The organism is Streptomyces sp. NPDC039480 (genome assembly GCF_055597165.1).
The window spans coordinates 140,828-159,834 of sequence record NZ_JBVITX010000014.1 but is presented as its reverse complement, the minus strand read 5'-3'; the positions used below and the strand labels follow the sequence as shown (position 1 = coordinate 159,834).

Annotated in this window: 19 protein-coding genes; 8 read left to right on the top strand and 11 right to left on the bottom strand. The window is 69.2% G+C overall.

From position 1 onward, the window contains the following. Positions 1–15 precede the first annotated feature (15 nt). Positions 16–399, bottom strand: coding sequence for a VOC family protein (locus ACZ56E_RS35025; protein WP_468611846.1), 384 nt, complete (start codon positions 397–399; stop codon positions 16–18). Positions 400–517: 118 nt separating this feature from the next. On the opposite strand from ACZ56E_RS35025, the gene ACZ56E_RS35020 reads away from it, so the two are divergent. Then, the gene (locus tag ACZ56E_RS35020; protein WP_471220541.1) at positions 518–1,318 is read left to right on the top strand and encodes a 2-phosphosulfolactate phosphatase; all 801 of its coding nucleotides are present in this window, start codon (positions 518–520) and stop codon (positions 1,316–1,318) included. A 67-nt stretch (positions 1,319–1,385) separates the two neighbouring features. Here ACZ56E_RS35020 and ACZ56E_RS35015 read toward each other — a convergent pair whose 3' ends face one another. Next, positions 1,386–3,023: an MFS transporter gene (locus ACZ56E_RS35015; protein WP_471220539.1), complete on the bottom strand. Its 1,638-nt coding sequence runs from the start codon at positions 3,021–3,023 to the stop codon at positions 1,386–1,388. 197 nt (positions 3,024–3,220) lie between these two features. On the opposite strand from ACZ56E_RS35015, the gene sigJ reads away from it, so the two are divergent. After that, complete coding sequence (gene sigJ / locus ACZ56E_RS35010; RefSeq protein ID WP_471220537.1) at positions 3,221–4,165, top strand: RNA polymerase sigma factor SigJ; 945 nt, start codon at positions 3,221–3,223, stop codon at positions 4,163–4,165. Between the two features lie 52 nt (positions 4,166–4,217). On the opposite strand, the gene ACZ56E_RS35005 is transcribed toward sigJ, so the two are convergent. The 4 genes from ACZ56E_RS35005 to ACZ56E_RS34990 form a co-directional block, all read right to left on the bottom strand. After that, positions 4,218–4,766, bottom strand: a complete 549-nt coding sequence (locus tag ACZ56E_RS35005; RefSeq protein WP_471220535.1) for a hypothetical protein — start codon at positions 4,764–4,766, stop codon at positions 4,218–4,220. A 131-nt stretch (positions 4,767–4,897) separates the two neighbouring features. Further along, positions 4,898–5,512, bottom strand: a complete 615-nt coding sequence (locus ACZ56E_RS35000; protein WP_471220533.1) for an HNH endonuclease signature motif containing protein — start codon at positions 5,510–5,512, stop codon at positions 4,898–4,900. 104 nt (positions 5,513–5,616) lie between these two features. Next, positions 5,617–6,558, bottom strand: coding sequence for a DUF4232 domain-containing protein (locus ACZ56E_RS34995; RefSeq protein ID WP_471220532.1), 942 nt, complete (start codon positions 6,556–6,558; stop codon positions 5,617–5,619). Between the two features lie 129 nt (positions 6,559–6,687). Then, positions 6,688–7,617 carry an NADP-dependent oxidoreductase gene (locus ACZ56E_RS34990; RefSeq protein WP_471220683.1) on the bottom strand — a complete coding sequence of 310 codons (930 nt, stop codon included), beginning with the start codon at positions 7,615–7,617 and terminating at the stop codon, positions 6,688–6,690. A gap of 85 nt (positions 7,618–7,702) precedes the next feature. Here ACZ56E_RS34990 and ACZ56E_RS34985 point away from each other — a divergent pair, with 85 nt between their 5' ends. The 4 genes from ACZ56E_RS34985 to ACZ56E_RS34970 all read left to right on the top strand — a co-directional run bounded on the left by ACZ56E_RS34985 (position 7,703) and on the right by ACZ56E_RS34970 (position 12,223). Further along, a complete protein-coding gene (locus ACZ56E_RS34985) occupies positions 7,703–8,080 on the top strand; it encodes a winged helix-turn-helix transcriptional regulator (RefSeq protein WP_471220530.1) in 378 nt (125 codons plus the stop codon). A 167-nt stretch (positions 8,081–8,247) separates the two neighbouring features. Then, complete coding sequence (locus ACZ56E_RS34980) at positions 8,248–9,246, top strand: threonine/serine dehydratase (protein WP_471220680.1); 999 nt, start codon at positions 8,248–8,250, stop codon at positions 9,244–9,246. A gap of 145 nt (positions 9,247–9,391) precedes the next feature. Beyond that, positions 9,392–9,925, top strand: coding sequence for a DinB family protein (locus tag ACZ56E_RS34975; protein ID WP_471220528.1), 534 nt, complete (start codon positions 9,392–9,394; stop codon positions 9,923–9,925). 360 nt (positions 9,926–10,285) lie between these two features. Continuing rightward, a complete protein-coding gene (locus ACZ56E_RS34970) occupies positions 10,286–12,223 on the top strand; it encodes an FHA domain-containing protein (RefSeq protein WP_471220526.1) in 1,938 nt (645 codons plus the stop codon). A gap of 56 nt (positions 12,224–12,279) precedes the next feature. Here ACZ56E_RS34970 and ACZ56E_RS34965 read toward each other — a convergent pair whose 3' ends face one another. The 3 genes from ACZ56E_RS34965 to ACZ56E_RS34955 form a co-directional block, all read right to left on the bottom strand. Then, positions 12,280–13,011: a polysaccharide deacetylase family protein gene (locus ACZ56E_RS34965; protein WP_471220524.1), complete on the bottom strand. Its 732-nt coding sequence runs from the start codon at positions 13,009–13,011 to the stop codon at positions 12,280–12,282. A 125-nt stretch (positions 13,012–13,136) separates the two neighbouring features. After that, complete coding sequence (locus ACZ56E_RS34960) at positions 13,137–13,577, bottom strand: VOC family protein (RefSeq protein WP_471220522.1); 441 nt, start codon at positions 13,575–13,577, stop codon at positions 13,137–13,139. Positions 13,578–13,680: 103 nt separating this feature from the next. Beyond that, positions 13,681–14,514, bottom strand: a complete 834-nt coding sequence (locus tag ACZ56E_RS34955; RefSeq protein WP_471220520.1) for an SDR family oxidoreductase — start codon at positions 14,512–14,514, stop codon at positions 13,681–13,683. Positions 14,515–14,750: 236 nt separating this feature from the next. On the opposite strand from ACZ56E_RS34955, the gene ACZ56E_RS34950 reads away from it, so the two are divergent. Beyond that, the gene (locus ACZ56E_RS34950) at positions 14,751–15,686 is read left to right on the top strand and encodes a helix-turn-helix transcriptional regulator (RefSeq protein WP_471220518.1); all 936 of its coding nucleotides are present in this window, start codon (positions 14,751–14,753) and stop codon (positions 15,684–15,686) included. Here ACZ56E_RS34950 and ACZ56E_RS34945 read toward each other — a convergent pair. Further along, positions 15,584–16,987, bottom strand: coding sequence for a M20/M25/M40 family metallo-hydrolase (locus ACZ56E_RS34945; protein WP_471220516.1), 1,404 nt, complete (start codon positions 16,985–16,987; stop codon positions 15,584–15,586). The two genes, ACZ56E_RS34950 and ACZ56E_RS34945, sit on opposite strands and share 103 nt — an antisense overlap. Before the next feature lie 107 nt (positions 16,988–17,094). Beyond that, entirely contained in the window at positions 17,095–18,267 is a 1,173-nt protein-coding gene (locus tag ACZ56E_RS34940; protein ID WP_471220514.1) for an epoxide hydrolase family protein, read from the bottom strand. Between the two features lie 103 nt (positions 18,268–18,370). Between ACZ56E_RS34940 and ACZ56E_RS34935 the strand changes: the two genes are divergently transcribed. Further along, positions 18,371–18,946, top strand: a complete 576-nt coding sequence (locus ACZ56E_RS34935; protein WP_471220512.1) for a CGNR zinc finger domain-containing protein — start codon at positions 18,371–18,373, stop codon at positions 18,944–18,946. Positions 18,947–19,007 lie beyond the last annotated feature (61 nt).

Genomic DNA, 19,007 nt, shown 5'->3' with positions numbered 1-19,007 from the left:
TGCGACGTAACGACGTCAGTAAGAGGCGGCCGCACGTTCGGACGCGCTGCGCAGGACGCAGAACTCATTGCCTTCGGGGTCCGCGAGGACGGCCCATCCCGAGCCGTCCGGTTCCCGACGGTCGCCGACCAGGGTGGCGCCGAGACCCAGCAGCCGTTCCACCTCTGCCTCGCGCGTGGTGTCCGGGCGCAGGCACAGGTGGAGCCGGTTCTTCGTCGTCTTGGGTTCGGGCACCTGATTGAAGAACAGCAGAGGACCCGTCGGCAGCATCACCTGGGTCTCCTTGTCGCCGGGCTTGTCCTCCGGATGCAGCGGACGCCCGGTGACCTCGCTCCAGAACCGGGCCAGTCCATAGGCATCCGCACAGTCGATCGCCACGTTCTGCAACTCTGAAGGCATGGGTCGAGCCTGCCTCAGGGAACTCGGCCCCTCCACCCCTTTTCATCCGCACCCGGTGGAGGACCGGCGGGAGAGCAGCAGGGCCGCCCCTGCTGGACTCCTGGAATCATCGTCGGCCATGGACGATGACGACTGGTATCTGCAGACAGGCCACGGGGTCCGGTTCGAGTGGGGACCCACCGGTGCCGAACGGCTGGCGGCGGATGTCGCGTGCATGGTGGTCGTGGACGTGCTCTCGTTCACGACCTCGGTGACGGTCGCCGTCGAGGCGGGGACACGGGTCTTCCCGTACCGGTGGCGCGACGCGACCGCGTCCGCGTTCGCCGAGCAGGTGGGGGCGGACCTGGCGGTCGGACGCCGCATGGCCACCGCCTCGTCCCCCTGGTCCCTGTCACCCTCCGCCCTGCGACGCGCCCCCTTCACCCCCCGCCTGATACTTCCCTCACCCAACGGCTCCGCCATCGCCGCCTCGGCCGGTGAAGCACCCGTGATAGCCGGCGCCCTTAGGAACGCGACAGCCGTGAGCCACTGGCTCGTCCGCCACGGCTACGGGACGGCCGAGCGCCCGGTCGCGGTGATCGCCTCCGGCGAACGCTGGCCGGACGGAAGCCTCAGGCCCGCCATGGAGGACCTCTTGGGCGCAGGAGCGATCATCTCCGGACTGCTGTCCCACCTCTCTCTGCTGTCACCGCTGCCGCGTGAACGAGAACGACTCGGAAACGCACTGTCGCCGGAAGCGACGCTGGCCGCAGCCACCTTCCAGGCGACACCGGATGTCACCGCCGCGGTGGTCGCGAGCGCCTCAGGGCGCGAACTCATCAGAGGGGGTTACGCAGATGACGTCGCCGTCGCTACCGAAGCGGACGCCTGCACCGCGGTCCCTGTCCTCGTCGACGGGGCGTTCACCCTCGCCGAGTGAACCGCCGGGCTGCGCCTGGCCATGCCGAGGTGCAGCCCGGCGGGTACGGGCGCGTTCGAGACGACAGTCAGGCTCGGCCTGCCGCAAGTGGCTCGGCCGGCTCGTCGGAGTTGCCCGGCGGAGTGGCCAGGGGGCCGCTGCGCAGCAGTACGGCGGCCACGACGGCGCCGAAGACCAGGGCGTAACCGGCCCAGCAGAACACCGCGGCGTAGCCTTCGAGCGCCGCTTGGCGAAGTTCGCCGGGGGACGGTCGGCCTTGGACGTTGTCCGCCAGCCAACTGGTGGTCTTGTCTGCCGCGATCGTGTTGAACAGCGCGGTACCGACGGCACCGCCGATCTGCTGCCCGGTGTTGACACATGCCGAGGCGACCCCGGCGTCCTCGGGCGCCACCCCGGAGGTGCCGGTGTTCGCCACGGCGGAGTAGATCAGTCCCGTGCCGATGCCGATCACGACGAGCGGTCCGAGCAGTGCCCCGGCGTAGCTGGAGTCCACCTCGATGTACCACAGCCAGCCCATGCCGACCCCGCTGACCACCAGGCCGGTGGGAATCAGTGGCCTCGGGCCGAACTTGGGCACCAGCTTCGAGCCTCCGACGCCGGTCACCAGGATGGTGCACGCGACCGTCGGCAGCATGGCGCAGCCCGCGACGACGGCCGAGTAACCCAGCACGGTCTGCATGTAGTAGACGAGGAAAAGCAACAGGCTGAAGAAGCCGGCGCCGACGAACAGCATGGTGAGGTAGGCGCCGCCGCGATTGCGGTCCGCGACCACCCGGGGCGGCAGCAGCGGATTCCCGGCGCGTGTCTGCCACACCCCGAAGACGCACAGCAGCGCGGCACCGGCTACGAGAAAGCCCCAGGTGGAGGCCAGGCCCCACCCGTCCTCGGCGTTGGCGAAGCCGTAGACCAGGCAGAACATACCGCCGGACGCGGCGACCACGCCCGGGACGTCCATCCGTGCGCCCGCCTTCGGCTGCTTGGCCAGCAGCGTCACGCCGCCGATGAACGCCACACCGGCGAAGAGCAGGTTGATGTACATGCACCAGCGCCAGTCGAGGCTGTCCGTCAGCGCACCGCCGATGATCAGGCCCAGTCCGCCACCGGCAGCCATCACACCGCCGACGGCACCGAAGGCCTTGCCGCGCTCCTTCGGGTCGGTGAAGGTTGTGGACACGACGGACAGGCAGGCGGGCGACAGCAGTGCGGCGAAGGCTCCCTGGAAGGCCCGGGCCGTCACCAGCATGCCGAAGCTGTCCGCGGCGCCGCCCACGGCGGAGGCGACCGCGAAACCGGCGAGCCCGATGAGGAAGGCCTGCTTGCGGCCGATCAAGTCGGTCAGCCGCCCGCAGAACAGGAGCAGACTCCCCAACGGCAGCGCGTACGCGGTCACGATCCACTGACGGTCGCCGTCCGTGAAGCCGAGATCTTGCTGCGCGTCCGGAAGCGCGAGGTTCATCACGGCCAGGTCGAGGCCGACCATGAGGTAGGCGCAACAGATGACGGCGAGGACGAGCCAGCGCCTGGGGTGCGCAGCCGGTATCGGATCCGTAGCGCCTCCGGAGTGCGGCCCAGTTCCGCCGGAGTGTGGCCCCGCCCCGCCGGAGTGTGGGCCAGTCGCTCCCCGCGGCGGCCCGGCCTCTCCCGGCTGCGGTCCAGCCCCTCCCGGTTGCGGCCCACCCGCGGAACCTGCGCTCTGTGTTGCCATGACCATCCCTTTCTGCGTGGCTGCTCGGTGTCCGGGCCTTCCGACGAGGCGGGGTCGCGGAATGTGCGACGAGGCGAGGGATGGGGCGGGTGACGGCACAGTTCGGGGCGGGGTCTCGTCGTACGGGTAAGACAGCCACCATTCGCCTATATGGCATTTGGCCTCCGCCATCTGTCATCGAGGGAGTCGACAGGACCATGACCACCACATCCGAGCCGGGGCACGAGCACGCCGACGGGAGCCTGAACGCGCTCATCAGCGAGCGGCGGCAGGTGACGAACCTCGCCTACCGGCTGCTGGGCTCCCTGACCGACGCCGAGGACGTCGTACAAGAGACCTACGTACGCTGGTATGCCATGTCCCAGCAGCAGCGGGACGACGTCGAGTCGGTCGGCGGCTGGCTGACGACGGTCGCCAGCCGCATCTGCCTGGACATCCTCCGCTCGGCCCGGGTCCGGCGTGAGCGCTACACGGGCGACTGGCTGCCCGAACCGCTGCCCGACCTCACCGAGAGGGGCACGGGGCTGACCGAGGGCACCACCGTCGACCCCGCCGACCGCGTCACGCTGGACGAGTCGGTCAGCATGGCCTTCCTGGTCGTCCTGGACTCGATGACCCCGGCCGAACGCGTCGCGTTCGTCCTCCACGACGTCTTCCGCTACCCGTTCGCCGACATAGCCGAGATCCTCGGCCGCACTCCGGTGGCCTGCCGCCACCTGGCCTCGTCGGCCCGCCGCCGGATCCGGTCCGCGGAGTCCCCCGCGGCCCCGATCACGCAACAAGCAGGCCTCGTCCGTGCGTTCAAGCAGGCATGGCAGGCCCAGGACATCAAAGCGCTCGTCGCCCTGCTCGACCCCGACGTCAAGGCGATCGCCGACACGGGCGGCCTGGCCAGCACGTCCGGCCCGGCCGAGGACGCCGAGCACATCGCGCTCGGCTTCGTCGACGTCGCCCGCAGGCTGTCCGGCCTGACGATCCTGGAACGCATGGTGAACGGCCGACCCGGCCTGGTGGCGCAGCGGAACGGTGTCACCGTGACGGTGGTGGCGTTCGACGGCACCGGCGACCGGATCACACGCATCTGGGCGATACGCAACCCTCACAAGCTGCGTCTGTGGACGACCCAGCCGCCGCAGGACTGACCGACCTCGGTCCGGCTCCGACGGTCAGCGGTGCTGGGGGGAGAGGGGCGGACTAGAGCCAGCCGGCTCTCATGCTGGTCACCGCTCCCGAATCCAGGCCGCTCCCCGGAAGGCCGAGGTCGCCGGCCCATACCCGGTCCAGCATCCGGCGGACGGTGTCCACGATCTCAGGAGCAGCTGTGCGGAGGCCGTCTGCGTCGACCGCAGAGATCTCGTCCGGAGAGATACCGGCCTCATCCAACAGGCTGGAGATGTCGGTGAGTTTCCCGGTCAGCCAGGCCAGCGGTTCGTTGGACAGCTCCTCGACGAACGTCCGCGGACCGGGTTCCCAGCCGACGATGTCGGGGTGATGGTGTGTGCGGTCGAATGTGTTCGGGGCGGCGTTCGCGTCCTGGAGGAGATCCACCCGCCACAGTGGGCGATCGATCGTGATGGGGCGTGCCGAGTACATCGAACCCGGCAGCTCACCACTCTCGAAAACTCGCAGTTCCAGCCGCACCCCGCGCTCGGGGGACTCCTGCCCGCGCAGCGGATTCGGATTCAGAAAATAGAGGTCACTCACCACGACGCCGACCCGCTCAAAGGCCAATGCGTACAGCACGCCAACCCCCAGGGGCTACTCGTGTGACAGGCGAGTCCTGTCCTGCCGAGCCTACGGAAGCTCAGCCTCGCCATACGATCCAGAACCGGCCAACGACGCACGTTTCTGGCGGCCCGAGGCATCCCGAGGCTTTACGAAGCGTCAGAGGCTTTACGTAGCGCCCGTTTGAGGTCGATCTGCCTCATGTCTTCCTTCCACAAGGCGTGTCGTCGTTGGGCCGGGTCAGCGAGAAGAATGTCCTCGTGATCCCAAAGGCGCAGCATTGCCTCTTTTTTTAGCGAGGAGCGCCGATCCGGCGACAGGTTGCCGAGTCGGGCGATGAAGCGGTTGAGATCGTCGACGAGCCGTAAGGCCTCTCTGGCCTCGTGTGCCGCGAAGTTCTCCATCACCTCGCGCTGCACTTTCTCGACATGCTCCGTGATGCTGTCGGCAGGCAGGTCGATGACCTTGTCCGGGTCGTGATAGTCGGGTCCCCCGAATGTCCAGCCCGACGCTCCGGTGCCGCTCGGACGGGCATGGATATCTCGTTTCCACTCCAAGACCGTCCGGTTCCCTTTACTGCTGTTGCAACTCCGGCACGCCGGAACGATGTTGCTGACGTCGTCCCGCCCACCGCTGTCCATGGGAATCACGTGATCTATCCCTTCAGCCAACCCCCAGGAGCAGTAGGTGCAACCTTCTGCGTTGGCTTCGAGGGCAGCTGCCCGGGCGGTACGGGGGAGCGATCCACTTGCGCTGGGTTCCATGGCGCGCAGTATGACCGCTACCACTGACAGTCACTGCCGACCGTCAGGCTCTGCGCGGTCGGCGGAAGCGGCACGCGATAAGAAGCGAACCTCGCAGGGTCCGCTCAACGATCCGCCTTCTCCCACGGTTTGACCCCGAGCTTGCCGGTGGTTCCGAGGTCGAGGTTCGGGGTCACCGTCACCGGGTCGGCACCGGCTTTTGCTCGGACCCGCACATTGGGTACGTTCACCGGCGTGCCGAACTCGGTGGTATTGCGCCAGACCAGGCTCGCGGTCGCCGACTCGCCGGGCTTGAGCGTGACGGGGCGGGGCTCCTTGTCGGGCCCGGCGCCAGTGGTGATCTCGCTGCTGCCGTCAAGGATCTTGACGCCCTCGACGGGCTTGAGGCCGTCGTCCAGGAGCTCCAGCAGCGGGTAGCCCTCGACGGTGTAGTCGCGCGTGCCGCAGTTGTCGAGGTGCAGGCCCACGACGCGCAGTCCCATGGCCGCGTCGCCCTTGTCGGCGCTGATCCGGATCCCGGAGGCGGGGCACGTGCCTGGTTCCGCCGGCGCCTCGCTCGCGGGGATCTTGGCCACTTCGAGCACCTTGGCCTGCGTCACTCGCGGCGCGGCGGGCGGCAGTTCCCCGGCCCGGACCGTGCCCCGCACGGTCTTCCCGGAGCGGACATCGCGCACGGTCACGGCTTGGTTGGTCACGGCCCCACCGTCACCGCTCATGAAGGTGAAGGTGACCGAGTAGGTCAGGGACTCGGCGCTCTCGTTGGTGACCTCGTAGGTGGCACTGATCCCCGAGTCCGTGGCGAGGCTGTCGACGGAGACCGAGTAGCTGCGGGTGGGCGAGGGAGAAGCGGAGGGGAGGGTCAGCGAGGTGATCCGTACGCCGTCCTTGCCTGCATCCTCGACCTGCGTACGGGACGGCGATTCGGCCGCACCGGCACCTGCGTGCTCCGTCCCGCAGGCCGTGAGCAGCAGAGCGATCGCGGCAAGAGCCGACAGGACCGCGGGGGTGCGGGCGAGAGCCGGACGGAGGCGGGCGGGTTTGGCCATCCGGTCATCTGATCAGGGTGCGAAGCCTGCACATGTGATGGAGGCCATAGTTCCGGTCACAGGGGTGTCACAAGTTTGAGGGGGGGGCTCAGCGGGTGGGCCTCGCTCACGCCATGCCCCACAAGGGGATCAGACGGTGAGGACGACCTTGCCTTGGAGGTGACCCCTGTCGAGCAGCCGGTGTGCGTCGGCGACGCGTTCGAACGGGAACGTCTCCTGTACGTGGACACGGAGCCTGCCTTGTTCGACGAGCTCCACGAGACCTCGTAGGGCGACCGGATCCTGGTCGACCGCGATGCCGCTGAAGCGCATGCCGGCCGCCTCGTACCTGGCGATGAGCTCCGCGTCCTCCTCGGCCACCGCCGTCACCAGGTGACCACCTGGGCGGAGCACAGCGAGCGACCGCTCGGCCGTGTCGCCGCCGATCGTGTCGAGCACGACATCGACGTCGCGGACCGCCTCGGTGAAGTCGACCGCCGTGTAGTCGATCACCTCGTCGGCGCGGAGCCCCTCGACGAACTGCCGCTTGCTCCCGCCCGCCGTCGTGATCACGTGCGCGCCGCGCGCTTTCGCGATCTGGATCGCGACGTGGCCGACTCCGCCACCACCGCCGTGGACCAGGACGCGATCGCCCTCCATCACGCCACCGAGGTCGACGAGACCCTGCCACGCCGTCAGCCCGACGATCGGCAACGCCGACGCCTCGACGTGCGAGAGCGAAGCCGGCTTGCGTGCCAGATGCAGCGCCGGTGCCGGCACGACTTCGGCGTACGCGTTCGCCGCCCGCGGGAACAGCGGCATCCCGAACACCTCGTCACCGGGCCTGAACCGCCACGTCCGCGGCGCCTGATCGACCACGCCGCTGACGTCCCAGCCGAGGACGAACGGCGGTCGGCCGATCAGCGGAAACTCACCGGCACGCAGGCGCGCCTCCAGCGGGTTCAGTCCGATCGCCTTGACGCGGACGAGGACCTCGGTCGGGAGCGGCTCCGGCTCGGGCGCATCCACGATGGTGAGCACCTCGGGACCGCCGAGCGTCTGCTGGGTGATGACTCGCATGCTTCGCACGCCTCTCCTGGCTTGGGTAAGGGGGAGAGAACCCACGCTAGGTTTCCGATAGGAACCAACAGGTACCTTTGGCGCCATGAGCGGTTTCCGTCCCGGTGATCCCTTTCTCGCCGACTGTCCGGCGCGTCTGGCGGTCGAACTGATCGCCGACAAGTGGACGGTGGTCGTGCTCGCCGGCCTCAGCAAGGGGCCGGTGCGCCATGGTGAGCTGATCGAGCTGATCGGCGGCATCTCCCGCAAGGTGCTCACACGTACGCTCCGACGGCTCGAGGCGCACGGACTCGTTCGCCGCCACGCCTACGCCGAGGCGCCGCCCCGCGTCGAGTACGAACTGACCCCGCTCGGGGAGACGCTGATCGAACCTATCCACGTGCTGACCGAGTGGGCGAGGGCGAACGGCGACGCAGTGCTCGACGCCCTCAACGCCGACACCGACACCGATGCGGCGCTTTGACGTGTGGCGGGCGGCGGGCACAGCGGAGCCTCTCAGCCCGTGTCGGCCAGAGCATGCACGGCGTAGGATGATCGAACTGCCGCGCGGTTGATCGCCGTGTGCGCGCGGCGCCCACACGGCCGCCGCGATGTCCCTGCGGCTCGGATCATGTGACGGAGGCAAACGTGCTGATCACTGTCGCGGACGTGGAAGCCGCAGCCGAGCGGCTCACCGGGCACGTCATTCGAACCCCGACGGTGCCGAGCCCCGGGCTGTCCGCGCTGCTGGGCGCGAATGTCACCGTAAAACTGGAGCTCCTGCAGCGCACCGGTTCCTTCAAGGCACGTGGCGCGGCGGCGAAGCTCCTCACACTCACCGAGGCTGAACGCGCCGCCGGGGTCGTGGCCGTGAGCGGCGGCAACCACGCCATCGCGACCGCGGTCATGGCCGGCGCGTTGGACATCAAGGCGACCGTCGTCATGCCACGGTCCGCCCCCGGCCACGCCGTGGACATCGCCGAAGCTGCCGGGGCGAGCGTCATCGTCGCCGACACCATGGACGACGCGTTCGCCCTCGTGGACGAACTCCGGGCCAAGGGGCTCACCCCGGTCCATCCCTTCGACGACCCTGTCGTCATCGCCGCCCAGGGCACGGTCGGCCTTGAGTTCGCGGAGGACGCCGGGGAGCTCACCGACGTACTCGTCAGCATCGGCGGCGGGGGTCTGATCTCCGGGGTCGCCACCGCGCTGCACGCGCGCCGTCCCGGTGTACGGATCTGGGGCGTGGAGACCGAAGGCGCGGCAGCAATGTCGGAGGCCCTGTCCTTCGGCGGACCCGTGCGGGCCGAACTGTCCTCCATCGTCTCGACGTTGAGCGCCCCCAGCGCCTCCCAGCTCACCTACGAACATGTCTCGGCGCTGGTCACCGATGTCCTCACGGTGACCGACGCCGAGGCCGTGCAGGGCACCCTCGACCTGGCCGACCACGCGAAGGTCTGGGCCGAACCGGCCGCCGGATGCTTGCTGCCCGCGGCACGCCAGGTACTGGAGCGCGTCGGCGAGGGTGCCAGGCTCGGCTTGGTGGTCTGCGGCGGCAATGCGACGACCGCCGATGTGACGGCCTGGGCCGAGCGCTTCGGGCTGCGGGCTTCCATGTCCTCCGAAAGCCCTTCGACGAGGAAGTCGTAGGCGGTGTCCCTGGAGGCCACGTTGTGTCCGTACCGGCCCCCTGCGCGCGGGTCGCTCCAGTCGATCCCATCCTTGAAACGCAGCCACACCAAGGCCATGCCCCGGGGAGGTGCGGTTTGCTCCGTGCCCACGTTACGTTCGGAGGATGACGCAGCCCTCGGAAAAGATTCCCGCGCTTCTCGACGGCCCGGCGGTGGACGTATCCGACGCCCATGAACTCCTCCTCGGCTATCTGGACTGGTACCGCGAGACGCTGATGCGCAAGCTCGCCGGACTGTCCGACGACGCCCTCCGCGCTCCTGTCGAACCGCTGGGCTGGTCGCCTCTCGGGCTGGTCCAGCACCTTGGGTGGGTCGAACGCCGGTGGCTGCGGTGGGGTTTCGGCGCCGTGGACGTCGTCGCCTGTCCACCCGGCGGAGACGCAGAGGAATGGACGGTCGCCGCCGGCACGCCCACCGCACGGGTCATGGCCGCCTATCAGGCGGAGGTGACCGCAGCGAACTCCCTGCTGACGGGCGCCGCCTTAAGCGACAAGGCACGTGTCGGTGGCCGCTTCAAGACACCGGATCAAGCCCCCTCACTCGGCCGGATCCTCTTCCATCTCCTCCAGGAGTACGCCCGCCACGTCGGCCACCTCGACGTCGCGCGCGAACTCATCGACGGCGCGACCGGCGAGTGAGGAACCCGGACTGCAACGTGTCGGCGCCTCCGCATAATTTGTATCAGGCGCGCCTCTGTGGCAGCGACGGCGTCCGCAGCCGCCGGCGGAAGCAACGAGGCGTACGAGGCAGGCGCCCACTCGGCCAAGCATCCGGTAAGCCGGACCCACACCGCGGTGATCCGCTCGATCTCGCTCTGCTCAGGCATCCGGCCAACCTACAAGGGCGTGGGGGCGGGTTTCCGGCAATCGAAATGTGCAACTGAACGCACGCCCGCAGCCCCCCGTATCAACTCAGTGAGACACGGACACACGGCGGCCTCGGTCAGGCCGTCCTCGCTGTGCGGCCCGGCTCGTCGAGTGAAGGGAATCTGAGGACCCATGCCTCCTGAGATTGTCAGTCGTCAAGGCGCCCTGGCCGGAGAGCGGTTCCGGATTGGCACGAAGCCCCTCACGTTCGGCCGCAAGCCGACGAACGACGTGGTGATCCGCGACGTGAGCATCTCGCGGTTCCACGCCGAGGTACGGCGTGAAGGGCACGGCTTCATGCTGTACGACCTGGGCAGCAGCAACGGCACGTACGTCAACGGAGAACGCGCGACCTCCCACGTGCTGCAGCCCGGCGACCTGATCACCATCGGGGAGGAAACGTTCCGTTTCGAGGCGGCGGATCCGATGGAAACCATCATCGACCTCTCCGTGCTCCAGGTGCTCACACCTCCCCCTGCCGAGCAGCCGGTACCGGTGCTCAAGGTCACGGTGTCGGGCGGCGGCCCCGTCGGGCTGGCCTTCGCCCTGCTGCTCGAATCCCTCATGGGTCCCCGGGGCGCGATCACGGTCTACGACGGTCGCTGGACCCGGGCTGGAGACAGGATCGTCTGGAAGGACGCGAAGCACGGCAACGTTCGGCGGCAGCAGGTCGTCACCGTCCAGAGCCGCCAGTATCTGGGCCTTCCCCAAGAGGTGCGGGCGAGGCTGTTCAGGGACGGGGCGTACAGCGAGATGTGGCCGGCAGGTCCGGACTCGATCGACGGGCACAACCCCCGGAACATCCGTATCGCCTACGTCGAGGACACCCTCCTCGAGCTGGCCAACGAGAAGCCGGACCGCATCCGCCTGATCCCGGAGCGGTTCGACGCGCTCCAGCACGAGAAGACCGCGTCCGCGGACCACGTGCTCGCCATCTGCGAAGGCGGCCGCTCCCGGACGCGCGAGCACTTCGCCGAGAAGTTCGGGCAGGCCGACAAGTCCATCTACTCACTGGAAGGCGCGCATCTCCAGGACGTAGTGCTCGGCCTGAAGGTGAAGTCGCGGCTCCCGGATCCGATGTCCGTGCTGCTCACAGTGGCCCAGAACCGCTTCCTCCTCAACTCCCTGCGTGGCGAGGGCTTTCTCAACATGCGGCTGACCGACGAGGAGGCGAGTGAAGTTGTGGGGATCGACCCCGTCCGGCAGGTGTTCGAGGAGTGCATCGCCTCACGCCCGTGCGTGATGAACCGGAGCGAGGACGGCGACTTCTGCTGTGACACCCACAGCACCCTCTTCCTGCCCGCCCTGATCAAAGGGTCGGCGCTGTGGAAGCGGGTCAAGGAGGGACTGGCGCTCTTCGCCGTGCCCGAGTCGGACCTGACGGCTGTCACTGCGTTCCGGCTCGACATGGTGCAGCGGCCCCGGTTCACCGCGCGGCTGTATCCGAGGACAGCCGCCGGCCCCGGTACGTACGGGTTCCTGCTCGGGGAGGCCGCCAACGCCATCCACTTCTGGCCGGGCCGCGGCCTCAACAGCGGCTGGGGATCGGTCATCTCGCTTGCCCGGTCCCTCAGCGGCACCTGGCGGGGGCGACCGTTCCGCGACGCGGACTTCGTCCGTCACGAGGCGGCCATGTCGATGCTCCAGTACCGGCACAAGAGCCGCGCCTGGAACTCCATGATCACTACGGATGAGCACGGGGTGACGCGGGCCATCAAGGACAAGATCCAGGAGAGTGTGTCGGAGTCCCTGGAGCCAGGGCGTGCCCTGGACCGGGAGGCCGACCTTGCTGCGCTCATGGCGCAACTTCGCACGATTCGCGACCGCTTGGCGCCCCGGGTCCCCGGCATGCCGGACGACGCGACGCTCCTGAAGCACTTGGACACGCTGCACAGTCAGACGCTGTACACCTTGGTCCGCAGCGGTGCGTGGGACACCCAGATCGTGGGCGGCGAGGAGGTCGACATCGACATCTTCTACCCGGCGGAGCGGTTGGACTCGTCCCCGGAGGGGTTGGACTCTTCGGCTGGGTGCGCCCGGCTTCCCGAACGCGTGGCCGAGCGTACTTGACGAGGCGTGTTCGGTCAGGCCCACGTGACGGCGAGTGGTTCAGGGACTCAGGGGGTTCACGGCGTGAGCAGAGTGCGCAGGTCGATGACGCGGTAGCCACGTGCGGTGACCGCGTCGAGGATACGAGGCAGGGCCTGGGCGTCGATGACCTCGGTGCGGCCCTGTGACGCGCCGACGTGCATCTGCAGGATCGCTCCCGGACGCAGAGCGTCCAGCGCCCTGCTCACCGCGCGGTCCACCGTCATGCCGCCTTCGGTCCCCTTCCACCCGTTGGTGTCGGCGGTGAACTCGATGTCTGCGAACCCGAGAGCGTTGACTTCCCTGATGTGGGCGGGACTGGTCTCGCTGTACGGGAACCGGAAGAACGGCGTCACCGCGCTGCCCGCCCCGGCCGCGCGGAGGGCCGCGCCCGCCGCCCTCACTTCGTGCTGTCGTCCCGCCGCGTCCAGGTCCTTGAAGTAGGGATGGCTGAAGGAATGGTTGCCCAGTCCGTGGCCGGACGCCGCGATCTTCCTCACCACCGCGGGGTGGCGGTCGGCGAAGTCGCCCGTCAGGAAGAACGTGGCGGGCGCGCGGTGGCGGGCGAGTTCACCGAGGATGGTGCCGAGGCCGGCGTCGTTCCAGGCCGCGTTGAAGGTCACGGCGATCACCCGTTCGTGCGTACGGATCACCCGGTTCTCCGAGCCGAACAACGCTCGGAGACCCTTGCCGTCCGCGGTCACCGCCGGGTGCGGCGTGACCGCCTCGGCCGGTCGGGCCGCGGGACTCTGCGCAAGGGCCAACAGCAAGATGGCGGACAGTCCGGCAACTGTCCCGAGCAGGCGCCGGGCGAGAGGGTGGCGATCCCTGATCACAGAAAGTGAGTGCATGCCTCAGCCATCGGCCGACCACGCCTCGCCCTTGAGCACCTTGCTCAGCCCAGCTGCTCGGCCAGTCCGACGATGATGCCCTCCGGGCCCCGGAGGTAGCAGAGCAGATAGCTGTCCTCGAACCGGGCGATCCCGCCGACGAGTTCGGCGCCGTGAGGGCGCAGACGGGCCACAGTGTCCTCGAGGTCGTCGACGGCGAACATCACGCGGTGCGTGCCCAGGATGTTGTGCGGCCGGTCGCGCGGCCCGGCGCCGACCGCCGCCGGGCTGCGGTACTTCGCCAGCTCGAGCCGGCTGTGGCCGTCCGGGGTCCGGACCATCGCGATGTCGCAGTGGACGCCGTCGAGTCCGGTGCACTGGTCGGCGACGGGACCCTCGACCTCCGCCCTGCCCTCCAGCTCCATACCCAGTTCCACGAAGAACGCGATGGCGGCGTCCATGTCCTCGACGACGATGCCGACGTTGTCCATCCGCTGAATCGCCATGCTGCTTTCTCCTTCTTCCTGGTGCGGCCGGCCGGTGGAGGGGCATGCTGCCGGAGAGAGTAGCGTCAAGGAGAAGACCCTCTCCGGGAGAGCACGTCGATGATTACGCTTCTCGTGTGGGCAGTACGGAGATCTGGGACAGATTGACGTGTCGCGGGCGTCCGACGGCGAAGGCGATGAGCTCGGCGACGTCGTCCCCGGAGGGGATGCCCTCGATGGAGCCCACGGCCTCCTGCACGGCGGCGCTGATGGCCGGGTCGTCGATGTGGTCACGGAACTCGGTGTCGACGGTGCCGGGTTCGATGTTCGTCACGCGTACGTCGGCGGGGCTGAGCCGGGCCCGCAGATTCCGGGAGAGGTGGCTGAAGGCGGCCTTGGAGGCGGCGTATCCGGCGAAGCCGGGCAGGACGGTCTGGGCGGCCGCGGACGAGATGTTGACCAGGTCCGCGTGGCCCCGCTCGGCCGCTGCCGCGAGCAGGTCCGGGACGAACACCTCCACGACGGCGAACGCGCCGGTGACGTTCACGTCGATCATCCGCTGCCAGTTGGCGCCGACGGTCCCGTCACCGTTCAGGAGGTCGGGCAGGGCGAGTCCGGCGTTGTTGACGACGAGATCCACTCGGCCGAGCCGGGCGTGGATGGCGGTGGCGGCCGCGGTGAGCGAGGCGGGGTCGGTCACGTCGGTCGGCAGGGCGAGGGCGGTGCCACCGGCGGCCTCGATCCGGGCCACGTGCTCTTCCAGACGATCGGTGCGCCGGGCCAGCAGGGCGACGCGCGCACCCTGCGCGGCCAGTTGGCGCGCGGTGGCCTCGCCGATACCGCTGGAGGCTCCGGTCACGACGGCCACCCGGCCCGTGAGGGGGCGGGTGAGGGAGGCTGTCTGCTCGGCGGTCTCGGTGGTCCCGGTGGTCTTGGTGGTCTCGGTGGTGATGGTCATGGTGGTCTCCCAGAAGTACGAGTGGTGAGGCGCGAGGCGCGAGGCGCCAGACCCGACGTGCGTGTCCGGACCGCGCTAGGCGCGAGGTCCTTCGCCGGCTCAGTGCGAGGTCCTTCGTCGGCTCACGGCGCATGCGCCGCCTTGCGGTACCGACTCTGACGGAGATCCACACGCCCACCCAGGGCTCCGCTCGACCCTGGGTCTGGCAGAACCACCCTGTGACGGACACTTGATCCATGGACTTCCGCACCGAGCTCTCCGCGTTCCTCCGCTCCCGCCGCGCCCGGCTGCGACCTGAGGACCTCGGCGTACGCCCGTTCGGCGGCCGTCGACGCGTGCCCGGCCTGCGCCGGGAGGAGCTGGCGGACCTGGCAGGGGTGAGCGTCGACTACTACGTACGGCTCGAACAGGGCCGCACCCAGAACGTCTCCGACAACGTCCTGGATGCCGTCGCCCGAGCCCTGCGCCTGGACGAAGCCGAACGCGCGCACCTGGGCCACCTCACCCGCGCCCTGCGTCACCCGTCCTCCACGCCGCCCGACCCGCAGCCGGTCAGGACGGGCGTGCGGGTGCTGCTCATGGCGCTCGGCGAGGTGCCCGCGTACGTCCTGGGACGCCGACTGGACATCCTGGACTCCAACGGAGCGGCACGGGCGCTGTTCACCGACTTCGACGCCCTGCCGCCCGGGCAGCGCAACGCGGCCTGGCTGATCTTCCTCGACCCGGCCGTGCGCGGCTTGTACCCGGACCGGGAGGCATGGGAGGAGACCGCGCGCGGCACCGTCGCGGCCCTGCGCATGGACCTGGGCCGGCACTCCTGCGACGACCGGCTGTGCGACCTGCTCGGCGAACTGTCCGTGCGCAGCGAGGACTTCCGCGCCCTGTGGGCCGAGCACCACGTGGGGGAGCACGCGCACGGCGTCGAGCGGCTGCGCCATCCCGCGGCCGGTGAGTTGACCCTGCGCCGCGAGACGCTGCGCCTGCCCGACGAGGGCGACCAGTGTCTGGTCACGTACGCGGCCGAACAGGACACCCCGTCCCACGCGGCCCTCGCCGACCTCGTGGCGACTCAGCGCTGCGGAGCGGGGAACGCCACAGGGCTGCGCAGGCCGGAGCGGCCGACCGCGCGTACGCCGAAGAAGACGTTGTCCTTGGACAGGTCGACGGTGTGACGGGTGGCGTCGCCGACGTCGATCACATGGGTCCAGTCGGTGTCGGTCGTCTCGCGCCACACGACTTCGTACCCGGCGAGATCGGCCTCGGTGCCGCGCTCCCACACCAGCTCGGTCTCGTTGGTCAGCGCGGCGGTGAGGATCTTCGCGCCGCGCGGGGTGCCGGGGGCCTGGGCGAGGCTCCACAAGGCGGCGGCGTTGACGCGGGCGACGCGCGCGACGAACGGGAAGTCGCAGAACTCCGGCAGGTCCCCGTACTGCTTGCCGTCCTCCACACGGACGTCCTGGTGCTGGTGGGCGTAGTCCTCGGCGGGCTCGGTGAACCGGGCCGCGGGGTAGGCGCGTTCGAGGAAGGGGATGTGGTCTCCGCCGCGCAGGTAGCGGTCGCGGCGGTAGACGACGCGCACCCGCATCCCGGTCGCGTCGTTCGCGGCCACATCCTCGACGAAGCGGGCGAGCTGGCGTGTCGGCGAGTCGTTCTCGCCGCCCACCGAACGTCTGACGGCGGCCTCCTCCGGTGTCTCGGACGAGGGCACGCCCTCCGCGAAGAGGCGGATCGTCCGCGGGTCGCGGGTGCCGTCGTCGGCGGTGGAGCTGCCGACGATGTCATTCGTGAACATTCCCTGCACGTCGGCCTTGCGCTGCTTGAACTGCTCCGCCATGTGCGCCGCACCGAACAGCCCCTGCTCCTCGCCCGCGACGGCCGCGAACACGAGCGTCGCGCCGACGCGCCGGGTCGCCATGACGCGTGCGAGCTCCATGACGACCGCGACCCCGGAAGCGTCGTCGTCCGCTCCGGGCGCGTCGCTCGTGAAGTCCATGACGTCACTGGCGCGCGAGTCGTAGTGCCCGGAGACGACGTACAGCCGGTCGGGGGACGCCGAACCGCGCAGGGTGGCCACGATGTTGGTGATGCGCGTCGGAGCGGGGATGCGGGGGCCCGGTTCCTGGACGTACGACTGGAGCTCGACGGTCATCCGGCCGCCCGAGGCCCGAGCGTGGCGCCGCAGCTCGGCGAGGATCCAGTCGCGGGCGGCGCCGATGCCGCGTACGGGGTCGTCCTGCGAGGACAGCGTGTGCCGGGTCCCGAACGCGGCGAGCCGCCGCACCGTCGCCTCGATGCGTCGGTGGTCGATCTCCCGCAGGATCGCGCGCAGCTCACGCGGCGGTTCCTGGGCCGTGGGCCTGCCGCCGTCACGCGCGGCGGCTGGGCCCGTCTGCAGACCGACGGCTCCGGCCGTGGTGGCGGCCGCGGCCGCGGTCAGGACGGTACGCCGGGAAGTGCCCGTCTGCTGCGACATGCGGCCCATGGTCATGGACATTCCAACAAGCCGCAAGGGCGCGTTCTCGTCCGCTTCTTCCTCACCCGGCTTCCTCAGCCGGCTTCCTCACCCGGCACGAGCCGCGTTCACCGATGGGCGGCCAGCACTGCGGCGAGACCCTCTTGCAGATCCTTGACGAAATACTCGGGAATCTCCAGCGACGGGAAATGGCCCCCGTTTTCGGGTGTCCTCCATCGGACGATCTGCCGGTACCGCTCCTGCGCCCAGGGGCGCGGGCACTTCTCGACGTCGTGGGGATACATGGTGAGTGCCGCCGGGACGTCGACGCGGAGTTCGGGGTCCAGTGAGTTGTGGCTTTCGTAATAGATGCGGGCCGCCGACGCACCGGTCCGTGTCAGCCAGTACAGGGTGACGTTGTCGAGGAGGGCGTCCATGGAAATCGTCTCGAACGGGCTGTCTTCGGTGTCCGACCATTCGGCGAACTTGTCGAGGATCCAGGCGAGGAGCCCGACCGGTGAATCGACGAGTGAGTAGCCGATGGTCTGCGGCCGGGTCGCCTGCTGCTTCGCGTACGCTGCGCGGTGGCGCCAGAAGTCACGGGTCTCCTCTGCCCACTGGCGCTCGACCGCCGTCAGCCCGTCCGTCGTCGACCCGGGCGGCGCCTCCGCGAACGTACTGTGGATGCCGATGACGTGCGCCGGGAACCTGCCGCCGAGAACCGTGGTGATATTGCCTCCCCAGTCACCGCCGTGGGCTACGAAGCGGCTGTAGCCGAGCCTTTCCATCAGCTCCACCCACGCGGCCGCGATCTTTTCGGTGCTCCACCCCGTGGTGGTCGGTTTGTCGCTGTAACCGAATCCCGGCAGCGACGGGACCACGACGTGGAAAGCCGGCGCGTCCGCATTCCGTGGATCCGCCAGCTCGTCCACCACATCGATGAAACGGACCATGCTGTCCGGCCAGCCGTGTGTCAGGAGCAGGGGAGTGGCATCCGCGCGCGCGGACCGGCGGTGCAGAAAGTGAATTCCCAGATCGTCGATGGTCGTACGGAACTGGCCGATTCGATTGAGGCGCTCTTCGAACGGCCGCCAGTCGTACTCAGTACGCCAGTAATTCACGACGTCGACGAGGTCGGCGAGAGGAACGCCCTGTTCCCATCGACGAGGGCCGGGCGCGGCGCCATGGACCGTCTCGGCCTCCGGCAGCCGCGCCGCGGCCAGTCGCGCGCGGAGATCGTCGAGGTCGGCGTCGGTCGCGTGGGTTTCAAATGCTTGTACGTCGCTGGTCGGGCGGGGCATGAGACCTCCTGGCCATCGCGGAACCGGCCACGATCCGTCGAGAACCGGCAATGACGGTTCTAGCAGCACATCGAGCCGCGCCGCAACCAGCTATGGTGGTTCCATGCGTGCAGCGTTCCCTGACTTCCGCCTCGGCAGTGTGCTGGCCACCAGCTTCACGGGCACTCTGTCGGAGCGTCATGGCGACGCGGTGGAACGCATTCCCACGCCGGAGCGACTCGTCGACTGGCTGGCGGTGAGCGGCCTCGCCGTGGACTCCTGCACCCCCGCCCAGCTCGACCTCGCCCGCGAGCTGAGGGAGTCGATTCACGCCGCCGCGACAGCCGCCGCGAGCCAGGACGCTCTCCCCGCTGCCGCTGTCCAGGTCATCAATGACCGCAGCGCTCAGGGCCGGGCCGCGGCGATCCTGACGCCCGAGGGCAAGCGGCGCTGGCAGCTCGGCTCGGCGTCCCGCGTGGAGGACGCCCTCAGCGTGATCGCCGCCGACGCGGTCAGCATCATCGCAGGCGAACGAGACGGAAAGCTGGCCTTGTGCGCGTCGCCGACGTGCCGAGCGGCCTTCTTCGACACGAGTCGGAGTCGCACCCGCAAGTGGTGCGACATGAACACGTGCGGGAACCGTGAGAAGAAGGCACGCTTCAACGCGAACCAGCGCAGGAAACCCGGATCAGCTGTGTGATCGGTGGTTCGGGAATCAGGGCGGCTGCCGCTGCGTTCGGCCAACAGCCCCTCTTACGCCC